Source organism: Flavobacterium sp. FG19, assembly GCF_057809475.1.
In genome coordinates, this window is record NZ_JBMDKA010000002.1 from 299935 (window position 1) to 313758 (window position 13824).

General features: G+C 36.5%; 10 protein-coding genes. 3 read left to right on the forward strand and 7 right to left on the reverse strand.

Features of this window, described 5'->3' with window-relative positions; genetic code table 11:
- Window positions 1-73 precede the first annotated feature (73 nt).
- The 5 genes from ACODST_RS03245 to ACODST_RS03265 all read right to left on the reverse strand — a co-directional run bounded on the left by ACODST_RS03245 (window position 74) and on the right by ACODST_RS03265 (window position 6974).
- Window positions 74-628, reverse strand: a complete 555-nt coding sequence (locus ACODST_RS03245; RefSeq protein ID WP_488930752.1) for an REP-associated tyrosine transposase — start codon at window positions 626-628, stop codon at window positions 74-76.
- Between the two features lie 505 nt (window positions 629-1133).
- Entirely contained in the window at window positions 1134-1442 is a 309-nt protein-coding gene (locus tag ACODST_RS03250) for a hypothetical protein (RefSeq protein ID WP_488930678.1), read from the reverse strand.
- Window positions 1443-1477: 35 nt separating this feature from the next.
- Window positions 1478-2917, reverse strand: a complete 1440-nt coding sequence (locus ACODST_RS03255) for an amino acid permease (RefSeq protein WP_488930679.1) — start codon at window positions 2915-2917, stop codon at window positions 1478-1480.
- Window positions 2918-3075: 158 nt separating this feature from the next.
- On the reverse strand, window positions 3076-6351 hold the full coding sequence (locus ACODST_RS03260) for an AsmA family protein (RefSeq protein ID WP_488930680.1): 3276 nt from the start codon (window positions 6349-6351) through the stop codon (window positions 3076-3078).
- A 110-nt stretch (window positions 6352-6461) separates the two neighbouring features.
- On the reverse strand, window positions 6462-6974 hold the full coding sequence (locus ACODST_RS03265) for a hypothetical protein (protein WP_488930681.1): 513 nt from the start codon (window positions 6972-6974) through the stop codon (window positions 6462-6464).
- A gap of 254 nt (window positions 6975-7228) precedes the next feature.
- Between ACODST_RS03265 and ACODST_RS03270 the strand changes: the two genes are divergently transcribed.
- Window positions 7229-8950 carry a flavin monoamine oxidase family protein gene (locus ACODST_RS03270; protein ID WP_488930682.1) on the forward strand — a complete coding sequence of 574 codons (1722 nt, stop codon included), beginning with the start codon at window positions 7229-7231 and terminating at the stop codon, window positions 8948-8950.
- A gap of 1 nt (window position 8951) precedes the next feature.
- The gene (locus ACODST_RS03275) at window positions 8952-10712 is read left to right on the forward strand and encodes an alpha-keto acid decarboxylase family protein (RefSeq protein WP_488930683.1); all 1761 of its coding nucleotides are present in this window, start codon (window positions 8952-8954) and stop codon (window positions 10710-10712) included.
- A gap of 101 nt (window positions 10713-10813) precedes the next feature.
- On the opposite strand, the gene ACODST_RS03280 is transcribed toward ACODST_RS03275, so the two are convergent.
- Together ACODST_RS03280 and ACODST_RS03285 are read right to left on the reverse strand one after the other, a co-directional pair.
- Entirely contained in the window at window positions 10814-11512 is a 699-nt protein-coding gene (locus tag ACODST_RS03280) for a response regulator transcription factor (RefSeq protein ID WP_488930684.1), read from the reverse strand.
- Window positions 11509-12864 (reverse strand): sensor histidine kinase, encoded by a 1356-nt coding sequence (locus ACODST_RS03285; RefSeq protein ID WP_488930685.1) that lies wholly within the window; start codon window positions 12862-12864, stop codon window positions 11509-11511. The genes ACODST_RS03280 and ACODST_RS03285 overlap by 4 nt, the downstream gene beginning before the upstream one ends.
- A 145-nt stretch (window positions 12865-13009) precedes the next feature.
- On the opposite strand from ACODST_RS03285, the gene ACODST_RS03290 reads away from it, so the two are divergent.
- On the forward strand, window positions 13010-13705 hold the full coding sequence (locus tag ACODST_RS03290; protein WP_488930686.1) for a peroxiredoxin family protein: 696 nt from the start codon (window positions 13010-13012) through the stop codon (window positions 13703-13705).
- The last annotated feature ends 119 nt before the right edge of the window (window positions 13706-13824 follow it).

Below are 13824 nucleotides of genomic sequence, written 5' to 3' on the forward strand. Positions count from 1 at the left end.
GTTCGCTAGCTTCGTTAGCGCAGATTTGTAATCTGTGCCCACAAAGCTGAGTAAAATCAAAAGTTAACAAGTTTCAAAATAAGTATAACAAAACAACATCTAAATCATTTTCTAAACCTGAATAATTTCTTGCCGAGCTAAAATAATAATCTTCAGCTGAACTAACAGTTTTATCTTTTACGGGATTATTATGGATGTAATCTATTTTTTGCTTAATAAACTTATTGCTGTAAATATGTTCTGCATGATAGCCATTTTGCCATACCTTATAAGTCACATTCTTTTTTAAATGCTCACATGTCTTTTGAAAATATTCCAGCATCCATTCTCTTCTGCTTTCGGGTTCATTTATTATAGTTTGTATTATTTTTTTTGATGTAAATTTTTTAAAATCTCTAATAATATCAGATAATACAAAACCATTTGTCCCTTTACAGAGCAAATGAATATGACTGCTCATAATACAATAGGCATAAATTTCTAAACCTTTGTGGTCCTGACAATATTTTAGAGCATCTATCACTATATTTTTCTGATTTAGTCTTGTAAATATATCTATCCATCCTACAGTAGTTATAGTTATAAAATATGCTTCTCCAGTTACAGTTGCTTTATACTTTGTTGACATTCTCTTTTTTCCTACAAAAATAAAAAATATAATATAAAATTTCATTTTTACTTGTAGGACTGTGAAGGAGTCACTTTGCGCATACAGATTACAAATCTTCGCTATCATTGTTGAAATATATCAGCGCAAACATTTTTTTCAAAGTGAACTAACCAATCTTTGCGGGCACGGATTGCAAATCTCCGCTATCGCTGCGGAGCTATCTGTACGATCGGGAATTTTTTTTCAAAGTGAGCTAACCAATCTTTGCGGGCACGGATTGCAAATCCGCGCTATCGTTGCGGAGCTAAATCTGTACGATCGGGCTTTTTCTGTTTTTACTTTGCGTAAAAATACGGGCGTTTTTTATCTCTGTTTTATTTATGTTTGTTAAAAATTAAAAATAGAATGGATACACTTAAAGAAATTGCACAAAGTTTTTTTATTGATTCTCTTGTGGAATTTCTCTGTCTCGTACTGAAAAAAGTATACATATTTTTAGGTTGAACACTTTCAGAAAAAGATCTCACAAAAAATCATACCTTTCAAAAGGCAGTGAGAACATGCTTGTCCAATCTCCCCAATCTGGCGATTCATCTAATCTTCCGTTATAAAAAGTCAGTTCTCCGTCATCAACAACTACAGTGGGATAGTAAAGATGATATTCATTGATTAACGAGATACTATTTGCTATATCTTTTCCATTTATTTGCAGCATAAATACCTCTTCCTTTTGATCATTATGGGATCTGTCGTCTACAAATTTCAATACTATTGCATTCTGATCAATTCTTCGAACTGCTGCCAGTACCGGATATTTATTCAGGATTTTCATTTTAAAAAATTACTATTGACATTACATAACCGTCATTAAAAATCTGCCTGCTGCTGCTTCGTTTTAAAAACCTTATAAAATACAAAAAGAATCCCCAGCCAAATAGGAATTAATTCTACGGAGATCTTCATATTGGTCATCCACATAATAGATAATATACCTAATAAAAACAGAAAACAGATATAATTACTTACCGGATAAAATATAGATGGAAAGGTCGTTTTGGTGTTTTCCTTGTCTTTGGCGCGTCTGAACTGCAGGTGTGTATACGAAATCATAACCCAGTTAATTACTAAACACGACACGACTAATGACATTAAAATACCAAAAGCCTCTTCCGGAATTACTTTGTTTATTAAAATACAGACAGCCGCAAAACAGGACGAAATTAAAATAGCATTAACCGGCACTGAGTGTCTGTTCAGTTTCTTTAAAAAACCAGGCGCACTTCCCTGATCTGCCAAACCAAATAACATTCTGGAGTTGCTGTACACACTGCTGTTATAAACAGATAAAGCGGCCGTTAATACGATTAAATTAAGCACATTGGCAATAAGCTTCGTAAAAAATATTTTGAAGCCAAACAATTCAAATTCCATTCCGTTTAAGTTTTGAAAAACCATTACAAACGGACTGCTGTCTGTTGTGATTTGTCTCCATGGAGATAAAGCAAACAGAATGACCAAAGCCCCTACATAAAATATAAGGATTCTGTAAATAACCTGATTGGTTGCTTTTGGAATGTTTTTCTCCGGATTTTCTGCTTCGGCAGCTGTAATTCCAATGAGTTCTAAACCTCCAAAGGAAAACATAATCAGCGCCATTGCCGCCAATAATCCCTGAAAGCTGCCATCAGTCGTTTTTTCAAAGACACCTTTTGGAAAAAAACCTCCATCGCTGTACAAATTATGAACAGCGGCGTGCTCCCCTCCTGTACCGCTTATGAGCAAATAAGTACCAAAAAGGATCATGGCAATAATGGCGGCTACTTTTATGATAGAAAACCAAAATTCTGTTTCGCCGTATACTTTTACGGAGGCAAAATTTAAAGCATTAATAACCAGAAAGAAAAATAAACTGGATGCCCAAAGCGGAATTCCGGGCCACCAAAACTGTACATAAACCCCAATGGCTGTCAGTTCGGCCATACTTACTAAAATATATAAAATCCAGTAATTCCAGCCTGATGCAAACCCTGCAAAAGAACCACAGTATTTATACGCAAAATGACTAAAGCTACCCGAAACCGGTTCTTCGACAACCATTTCACCAAGCTGTCTCATTATAAAAAAAGCGATAATTCCGGCAATAGCATATCCTAAAATAACCGATGGTCCTGCCAGTACGGCCGCCGGACCAATACCAAGGAAAAGCCCCGTTCCTATGGAGCCTCCCAAAGCAATTAACTGAATATGTCGGTTAGTCAGCCCTCGCTTAAGCTGATTTTCTTCTACAGCATCATGATTTTTTTTCACAAACTAGATTTTTAAATGAGTACTCTGTACTCTCAAATGTATAAACAGCGAAGATAAGTTAAAAAAGGAATCGTACAAAGCATGCCCTGTACGAATACACAATTGGTTTTTGCTAAAAAACCGTTTTTTAAATAGAAAACGACCTGAATATTTAACGTTTATTTGATCGTGTCTCTTCTTTTTGAATTGGTACGCGGGAAATTTAAGGTATCTCTCTGCCTCGGTCTCCTGCGTTCTTCCGGTTTTAAATTATTAAGTTCACTTTCTTCAGAAAAAGTCGTGTCTTCTTTAAATTTACCTGTAGAAATTTCAAAGTTTTCAGCGGTACCGGTAATTTTCATGGGAACATTAATAAGTCCCATTGGCGGAAGCCCCAATCGGAAACCTACATTTATTTTTCCGTCCATTGTTACCTGACCTTCCAGTTTCCCTCTAAAACCAGCCATTTTCATCGTGGTAGGCGTAATGGTCATGACATTATTCTTAATAACCGAATGTATTGCGATTTTATTAAAGGAAGCTTTTTCTAAATCGGCGGCATCTGCTTTTTTGGCTACATGGTTTAGAAGTTTAAAGTTTTTAAATTTAATATCTTCCAGAGTCAGTGTTCCTTCTCCATCAATAGATTTAAAATCGAGATCCATATTTCGGTCAATACTTCCGCCAAGCTTATAATCAACCGAGACCAGACCATAGGCATCTTTAGCCATACTGACTAGTTCTGCAAAAATCGGAATCTCTTTATAAGCACGCTGAATATCAAAATTACTGGCTTTAAAATTCGCATTATATTTTGCCAATAAACGATGCTGTGCCTTGTAATCTCCCGTCATTTCTATCTTCGTGCCTGCCATATTAAAAGCGGCCTGAGTTACCTGTACTTTGCGCTCGTTTACAACCAGATTTCCAACAAAATCATTAATTTTATAGGTATCGAATTCTAAATCAGTAACTTTTGCTGAGATTTTTAAATCGGCTGTTCTGGGAATTCTAATAACGAAATTTTTGTTTTTATCACCTTCATTTTTAGCAATCGTACTTACAGCTGTAGTATCTGTTTTTTGTGCCGCTTCTTCTTCGGCTTTCTGATCGGTATATTTTGCAATCATGTCAAAAAACTCATTGGCATTAATATGATTACTGGAAAGTTCTATATCGGCTTTTAATTTTTCATTAGACTGCTGCAGGTACTTTCTATTAAAAAGGTATCGCAAAACATTATGGATATACCCATTTAAAACAATATCAGATTTACCATAAGCAGCACTGATTTGCTCAAAACGCATTTTATCCTTAAAAAACTTAAAGGTTCCCTTAGACACCTGAAACGGTTCCGGAAACATGGCACTTTTGATGACTAAATTTCGAGCTTCGAGTTTTCCGCCATTTTTGATGTTGTCGAAATTTTTGGCATCCAGATCTTTTTTAGATCCTTTGGCAATTAAATTGGTCTGAATTATTCCGGAAACTGTTACATCTTTAATCGGGAATATCTGCGTTAATTTACCAATATCCAAAGTTCCCTGCGTTTTAATATTATACACTAAATCGTAAAGATTATTGACTTCGCCCTGCACTTTAAAAGGTGATCCCGCCAGAACAAATTCTGCCGGCTGCAGTTTTACATTTAAATCTTCTCCTGTCCCGTTTTTACTGCTTACAGCTGCACTCACATTTATGTTCTCAATAGGAATATTAGGAAATTTAAGTGATTTTAAATAGCCGTTTTTAATATTTACAATTGTTCTGGATGAGGGATATTTCTTTTGTTTCCGGTTTAAAATCCCGTGCATGCTTACTTTCAGATTCAAATCACCTTTAACCTCCAGACTGTCTAAAGGATAAAATTGATGTATCGTTGCTAAATTAATCTTAGATTCTAATTCAGTGTCTACTGTAAAAGGATACAATTTATGAAGCTCAAATTGCCCATGAATAAAATTGCCCAAAGCCTCTGCATTCAAATTGGTGATTTTTCCTGAAACATTGCGTAAAATACTGTCTTTGGCCGTTAAACTCAGATTTAGATTAACATTTTTTATCGCGTCTGGCGTTTTGGTATTTTTTAAATAGCCATTTTTTAAGCTGACGTTCAGCTGAAACTTCGGAATACTTTTAATGATAGTATCAATTTTATTCAAACGCGGACTAAACCCTAAATCCCGTAAAAAAACACCATCGGCTTTTAAGTCAACAGCAATCTCTCCGCGAATATCATTTTTATTAAGATTTAAAGCTTCTTTAAACTTTGCCGCATCTAAACTGGCTTTGATGACCGTTTTAATTTTTAATTTTTTAAAACCTTCTGAATGGAAATTAATTACCGTTTTCTTTTTATCCAGATTAAACGAAAGGTTATCTAAATCAAATTTTAATTTATTGATATCTAAATCCCTTACCATAGCTTTGGCTGAAATAGTAATATCTTTTACCGGTTCTTTAATTTTTTTATAGGCGATTGTACCATTGTTAATCTGCAGATCTGCCGAAACTACCGGCTTTTCTGACTGGTCCTGCATGTATTTTCCACGTGCAAAAATTCCAAAATTAATATTACCAGTAATCGTCATCTGTTCGCGCCACTGGTCATAAGCCGGCGGTACGAGCGACAGCATTTCTTCTAAAGTAGAATTCTTCGAAAGCATTCTAAGATCAAAATCATACCCTCCTTTTATAAAAGAAAAAGAACCATTAAACGAGAAAGGGAAATTTTTAATTCGGATAGCGTTTCGTTCAAATTTAAATTTAAGTGCTTTTGTATCTATATAGGTTACAATTTCGGCATTTATGGGTTTACTGCGCACATAATCGACCCCGGCCACGCTAAAATCGAACGTTTTTATTTTTACATTAGAATTCAGATCAAAAAAATCAGCACTCAAATCACCCGTTCCTTTATAGTTTAAATCCTGAGCTTTAAACTTTAAAAGGGTACTTTTATCATTATAAAGGATATTCGTTTTGCTGATAACGACTTTTTTTATTTTAAATTCGGTCTGGGTAGTATCCGAAGGAGTATTAGAAGGTTTTACAATATCAAAATTGGCATGTCCTTTAGGATCAGTTTCAAGATTTAAACTGGCATCATCCAGATAAACAGCGTCCAAAACTATTTTACCTTTTAATAAACTGTAAAAATTAACGCCAACGGCCGCCGTTTCTGCTTTTACCACATTTGGTGACGTAAACTGGGCTTTTTTATTAACTATACTAACATCTTTTGCATAGACGATTAAAGCGGGAAAATGTTTGAAAACCGAAAGTCCAATCTCTCCAAAACGCACCTCTGCATTCAGGTTTTCATTAGCGATACTTTCTATTTTAGCCGTTATTTCATCCTTAAAAAAATAAGGAATAATTGTCAGAACTATTACTAAAAGTAAAATTAGGGTCGCAATAATAATTGCCGCTTTTTTTAGAAACTTTTTAATCATTAGGTGTGGCTTATATTTTTGGTTTTTAAAAATAGATATTTAATAACCGTCGATTGTTGCTGGAAATAATATTAACTCAAAAATAACAATTTCATCTCCCTGGAATTCTATTAACAAAAACGAATAACAGCTTGTTTGAATTGAGAAAATGCTTCTTGTTCTTTTTCCCGGCGTGTTTTACTAAATAAAGTCCAGGCAGAACAATTAATAATGCTCATCTTCATAAAACCAAAAGACAGCATAACCATAGAAGCCGATTCATTTGATCCGGATTCATATTTGTCTTTTGGGAAAGTGTACCACCTGACCTGGTTCCAATACTTCTTTTTGTCCTGTTTGTTATTCACAACAAATCCTTCGTGATCTACATACAAACTGATTCTGCGCAGATTTAGCATAAAAAATAGTTTTACTACAAAAGCTGTAAAAAGCAGCAATGCAAAAATGTAGATTATAGTACTGCTCCAATCTGGCAGCTGTTTTTGTAAAACGGGTTCTAAATAAAAAGCCACTTTTGCAAAACCAAAAATCAAAAAGGATACTAGCGGAATCGAGTAAATCAAATTTAGATAGCGGAAAGAACTAAAGTATAATGTATTTGGGACTTGGGGGGCATTCTGCATTTATTTTTCGTTTAAATTGTTCCTGTTTACGAAAATACAAAAAAGAAATTATTCTGTTTTTCTCTGCTATTCCTTCGCAAATGACATTATTGTCGTCTTAAAAAACAGTGCTTTTGAGCCTAAAAACTGAAAATCAGGTATACTGCACTTTAAAAACAGGTAGAATTACGCTTGAAATTTCAGATTTTACTGATTTTATTTGTTAGGAATTTTGATTTGAAAAAAGAATAAACCCACAACTAAATCACCTGATCATGGAAAACTACTTACACGGCTTACTCGATGAAGACAACGACCCTATTATCCAGCAATACTTAAAGTACATTGACGACGGAATACCGCATACGGGCAAATCAAAAGATGTATTAATCATTGGTGCAGGAATGGCCGGAATGGTTGCGGCCAGTCTGTTAAAACAAGCCGGACATAAAGTTACTATAGTCGAATCAAATACCCGTGTGGGCGGCAGGATCAAGACTTTCAGGAATTCTAAAAACAAAAAATATTTTGAAGACGACACCGTTTATGGCGAAGCCGGCGCAATGCGTATCCCGACCATACACCAGATGGTGCTCAAATACATTGATAAACTCGGACTTAAAACAGAGCCATTTTACTATCTGTCTGTTGATAAAGAACAGGCAATTGCACATCAGGCAGATCCGTCTAAACCAGCGCCTGAGGTAACCAGAAATTCCCTTTTTTATGTTAACCGTAAACGCGTTGTGCAAAATCAGTACATCCCAAAAAATGCAAGTACGACTGTCGATGTAAACCAGCTGCTTGACTTTCATCTGGGCAGCAGTGAAAACATGCGTGCCGACCAGTTAATGGCTAATCTTATTAATCCGCTTAAGGCTTTTATTGCCGAAGATCCTGAGAAAAACTGGCCTTTATTAATCGAGCGTTACGGCGAATATTCGATGAGACGTTTCTTAAAAGAAAATTCGATGTACTCAGAAAATGCTATAGAGATGATTGGGGTCATGCAGAATCTGGAGTCCAGAATGGCTTACGATTTTATCCAGAGTTTTATTGAGCAGAATATCATCAAGGATTCTACCCGTTTTTTAGAAATTGTAGGGGGAAGCGACCTGCTGCCAAATGCCTTCTTTAAAGCTCACAGTCTGGAAGAAAACACTTATTTTGACTGCAGGATGACCAAAATGATGCTCGTTAACAATAAAGTAAAGATTGAAGTTGATATTGAAGTGCAGCGCGACCCTCAGTTTTATGAAGACGCAGGATTCAGAAAATTAGAAACACCGGTCAGTGAACTGGAATTTGACGAAGTAATTGTTACCATCCCCTTTTCGGCATTAAGACATGTATATGTAACGCCACAATTCAAACAGCTTAAACGAAAAGCAATCCGTGAACTGCACTACGATTCTGCTACTAAAATACTGCTGGAATTTCGTGAAAAATGGTGGCAGGAAGCGCCTTATAATATTGTAGGCGGCGGAACGATCACTGATTTTTCGAACCGTTTTACCTATTATCCGAGCAACGATTTGGGAACTAAAGGTCATGGTGTCGTGCTGGCCTCTTACTGCTGGTCTGACGAAGCAAGCCGCTGGGATTCTATGGACGACGACGACAGGTATTTTTATGCACTTAAAAACCTCGCCATCATGCACTCTGACGATGAGAAGGAACAGCAGCGTATTATTGACCTTGCCGTAGTCAGCTCAAGCATCGAAGACCGCAAAGGTAAAGCCGGAAAATTAATTGGCGGTGCAACACAAAGCTGGATGCGTGACCCGTATGCTTATGGTGAAGCAGCTATATTTAATCCGGGACAATTACACTTACTACAGCGTCATATCATTTCGACCGAATGGAACGGAAAAGCACATTTTGCCGGCGAGCATACCTCCCTGAAACATGCCTGGATCGAAGGCGCCATCGAGTCCGGAATCCGTACGGCACTTGAAGTCAATGAAAATACCGGTAACCTGAATAACCCTATTTAAGATGTCACAGAAAAAAATCACCGTTGCAAAATACCTGCAGATCCGACTGGAACAATTAGGTCTCACCCATTTATTTGGAATCGCGGGCAATTATACTGCGCCTTTTTTAAATACGATTCAGGAAGACAAAAATGCAAAAATTAAAATCGTTAACGATACGAATGAAATAAATGCCGGACACTGCACTGATGCCTATGCCCGTCAAAACGGTTTCGCTGCAGTAGCGGTAACCTATGGTGTAGGTGCGTTTACACTGCTCAATTCGGTTGCAGGCTCCTATGTAGAACACTGTCCCGTACTTGTCATTAACGGGGCTCCTACCAACAAAGACCAGCAGCGAAGCCTCGTTCAGGGCATGCTGGCATCTCATATGACAGGTGATATGTACAGCAACATTAATGTATTCCGAAATGTAACCGTTGCAGCTGAACAAGTCACAGGTTCATCAGATGCACCTTATAAAATTGATTCCGTGCTGAATGCCTGTATTTTATATGGAAGACCCGTATATTTGGAGGTCTTTGAAGATGCATGGCGAATGGAATGCGATCCGCCTGCCGCTCCATTAGCAGAAAGAGAAACATCTAAATGTCAAAGCAGTGCACGTAAGGCCGCCCAAAGAGTAGCGGCCATGGCACGCGGAAAAGAAATTATTTTTTGGGGCGGTATTGAAATTCAGCGTTACGGTATTCAAAATGAATTTCTGGATCTGATTGAAACTACCAATACAGAATTTGTTACGTCTATACTTGGCAAATCAATCGTATCCGAAAATCATCCTAAATTCAAAGGCGTTTTTAATGGCAAAGCATCGCCAAAAGATGTCAAGGAACAATTTGAAAAAGCCCAGCTGAAAATCGGTTTGGGGGTATGGACTACCGGAAAAAACCTGGGTGGTTTTGATGTCTGGAAAGAAGATACCGTACTTGCCAATCACAGCGGCGTAAGGATTGGGGCTTCTTACATAGCCAATGTATCACTAAGAGATTTTATGATATTTCTAAAAGAGGAACTTACCAAAGTTACATTTACTGCTTACGAAATGTATGACCAGGAGAGACTGCCCGAATCATTTTTTCTGGCTGATAACAGGCTGATGAAAAAAGGAAAACCAGCGCTTACTTATGATAGCTTTTTCAATCGAATCAATACTTTTATAGACGAACGTCATATTGTGGTTGCCGATGCAGGTTTTCCTTTATTGGGAGCCCAGGGTATCCGTATTGCAGAACCTAACGGATTCGTAGCTCAGGCATCGTGGCTTTCGATAGGGTATTCTGTTCCTGCAGCAACCGGAATAAAATGTGCCAGACCTGATAAAAGACCAGTCGTATTTGTTGGAGACGGTGCTTTTCAGGAAACCTGTCAGGCCATATCTACACAGAATAAACTGAAACACGATACCATCGTATTTGTTTTGGATAATGGCATTTACGGTATTGAGCAAATGCTTGTTAATCCAAATCCGTTTCGTGGTGCAGACAAGGTACAATACCCTCTTCCGGATTTAAACAATGTTTATGATTATAACGAAATGCACCGCTGGAAATATGCCAGACTCACGGATGTATTTGGAGGTCAGGGTTTTGAAGTAAACAGTCTCGACGAGCTTGAAGCGGTTTTAGTCCAGCTTGACAATATCACAGAAAATACCATTATACACGTAAACATTCCTAAAACGTCTATTCCGGAAGCCATTGCTTATAAAACAGAAGAACCCGGAGAAGATGAATTTCTGGATAAGGACTGGAGTTTATGTTAGTTGTAAAATAGAGTTCAGTTGTAAAAACACTCCGTCACTATAAAAAAAGAGCCGTCTCAGTTCCCATTTCTGAGACGGCTCTTTTAACAGGAATCTACATGTCAATCAATAAGCTTGAATCCTTTGTTTCTGATATTTAGAATTTCTACAGCCGGATCGGCACTTAAATATTTTCGCAGACGCGTAATGTAAACATCCATGCTTCTTGCGGTAAACGGATTATTATCGCCCCAGAGCAGTAACAAAGCCTTATTGCGATCGAGTAATTGATTTTTGTTCTGAATGAGCAAATCCAGTAATTCCGATTCGCGCTGTGAAAGACTGACCGATTTACCTTCAATTGTTAATTCCAGTCTATGAAGATTAAACTGAAAGTTTCCCACTTGTATGCTTTTATCGCTTGTAGCCATTTCATCTTCTGAATAAACCGACTTTCTCCTTACCAGCTTTTGTATTCGCAAAATAAGTTCTTCCATACTAAAAGGCTTTTTCATATAATCATCAGCACCAATTTTCAGGCCTTTTAACACATCTGTGATTTCATTTTTTGCGGTAAGAAAAATGATTGGAGTCAGCTGATCTATGATCCTGATGTCTTCTACTAAGGAATAACCGTCTTTTCTTGGCATCATGATATCAACCACACAAATGTCCGGTTTCTTTCTCTGAAACTGCTCCCAGCCTTCTACTCCATTTTTGGCAATTGTAAAACTAAACCCCCGCAATTCGAGAGTCTCTTTTATGATAGTCGACAACACTTCTTCGTCTTCTACCAGCAAAACATGTATCAGCTCATTCATAACGGAAATTTAATTATAAAGGTTGTACCCACTCCTAACCGGCTATTTACAATTATTTCACCCGAAAGCAAAGTAACCAGTTCTTTTACATAACTCAATCCTATTCCGTACCCCTTTACATCGTGCAGATCGCCAGAGGTAACCCGGTAGAATTTATCAAAAATCAAAGGCAGATTTTCTTCACTTATGCCGTTTCCGTTGTCCTGAACTTCCAGCTGCCAGTATTGGGACGAACTCAGTACTTTTATTTTAATTTCCGGAGCATCAACGCTGTATTTTACAGCATTATCTATAAGATTAGTCAATATGCCGTCAATCATATCTTTATCAGTAAGAATAATTTCATTTTCTAATTCCGTACTAATTGTTATTTCACTGGAATCATTTAACTGAAACTTATCGGTTATGTTTCTTACTAATTCTTCAATATTTATCTGAGTTAAATTTACGTATTTTACTCCCAGTTCATATCTGGTTATATCCAAAAGCCTGTCTATATTATAATCAAGTTTATTTAAAACATCGGCATTAATTTTTAAATAACGTTTTGTTTTCTCGGGATTCGAAGCTTCGCCAAATTGCAGTAAGGCTTCATTAGTCGATTTAAGAATAGATATTGGTGTTCGCAATTCGTGCGTAATATTGCTTATAAAATTATTCTTTTTAAAATCCAGCTGTTTCTGTCTGTAAATGATCAGTCCCAAATACCAAAGACTTCCGCCCGTCAGAATTACCAGAATTACAGATATTGAAAGCGGAATAATGTTTTTGGAAAGCAGGTATTTTCCGGTTCTAGAAAGTCTTGCTTCGATTACCCCGTTTTTCGCATTAGCGGCTAAAGGAACGCTTATCAATTCTTTAGAATCTGAAACTGTTTTTTTTTGTACTGATAAGGTATAGTTAATAAAAATCCCTTCCTTTTCGAGTTCTTTTCTAAAATCTTTACTAACCAATGCTAAATCAACATTTTGTTTGTTCGAGGATGCGATTAGTTTTACCAAAAACAAACGTACACTTTCCAGATTGGCCCTATCTATTCTTAGGGGCTGCATCCCAATTTTAACAGGTCCGGTTGATTTTGACATGTCTTTTCTAAAGTTTACATTTTCTTTTTTATCATCTGTAACTTCACTTATTATGGATAAATACGGATCGCTGTTAGACAAACTCATAGGAGTTCTGATCTTTTCCAGAAAGTATAGATCGACACTGCGCTGTAATGCATTTTTTACTTTTACCTGAAAATTTTCCTGGCTCTCCTGATACGTTCGGTAAACCCAAAAGAGCTGGAACAGTACTATACTGCAAGCCGTAATTGTCGTGATTAAAATAATTTTAAACTGATTTTTCATTGTAAATTATTATTTACACAAATATATCTGATTTTGATGACAGGATAACCGAGTTAACACTAGTTAACATTGGTTAAGAGGGCTTTAACTCCCAGCCAGAATATTGCAGCTACTTTTGACTTGTAAAACTTAAACAACTGAAATCATGAAAACCAGAAAACTTTTAATAGGCACAGCGACAGGTCTGCTTTTCGTAAACATGAAAGGACAGACTCCATTGGAAGACGATGCTTCAAAAAACTCAATTACCTTTCTTTTGCCCAACGGAGAAGTTCTTAAAAATCTTGACAGTCTTGAAAATGTTTGGGGAAAAGGTCAGATCCTTTTTAAACATAATGAAGAAGACGATCAAAACGGTGTAATCCATCTTGTGAAAAAAACTTCAGATTTTAAAGATCAGGAAACCAAAAGCAAAAAAGCTTTAGCTGAAATGCGTAACACTCCCGCCCCGCAATTTGAACTTAAAGACCTGAAAGGTAAAGTTTGGTCTTTAAAGGAACTTCAGGGTAAAACGGTAGTTTTAAACTTCTGGTTTACATCCTGCGCTCCCTGTATTAAGGAAATTCCGGAACTCAATAAGTTAGTGGAAGAATACAAAAACAAAAACGTTGTCTTTCTTGCCATTACCTACAATACTCCGGAACATGTAGAAATTTTTCTGAAAAAACGTGTATTTAATTACGTTCAGTTACCCAATTCGGCTGAAATAATTACTCAATATAATATTTTCTATTTTCCTACCAGTTTTGTAATTGATAAAAACGGAATTATCACAGGGGTGCTGGAAAAAAGTGAGACAATTTACTATGATTTAAAAACCATCATTGATAAAAGAAGTTAGAAAAGGAAAACTAAAAACCGGAAAAGCATTTTTATTCAAAGTAAAACTAAAAAAAGATTGATTTTATTAGTTGTAATTGAAAAACAAAATAGGAAATATTTTAATTTTAGGTTCAATTA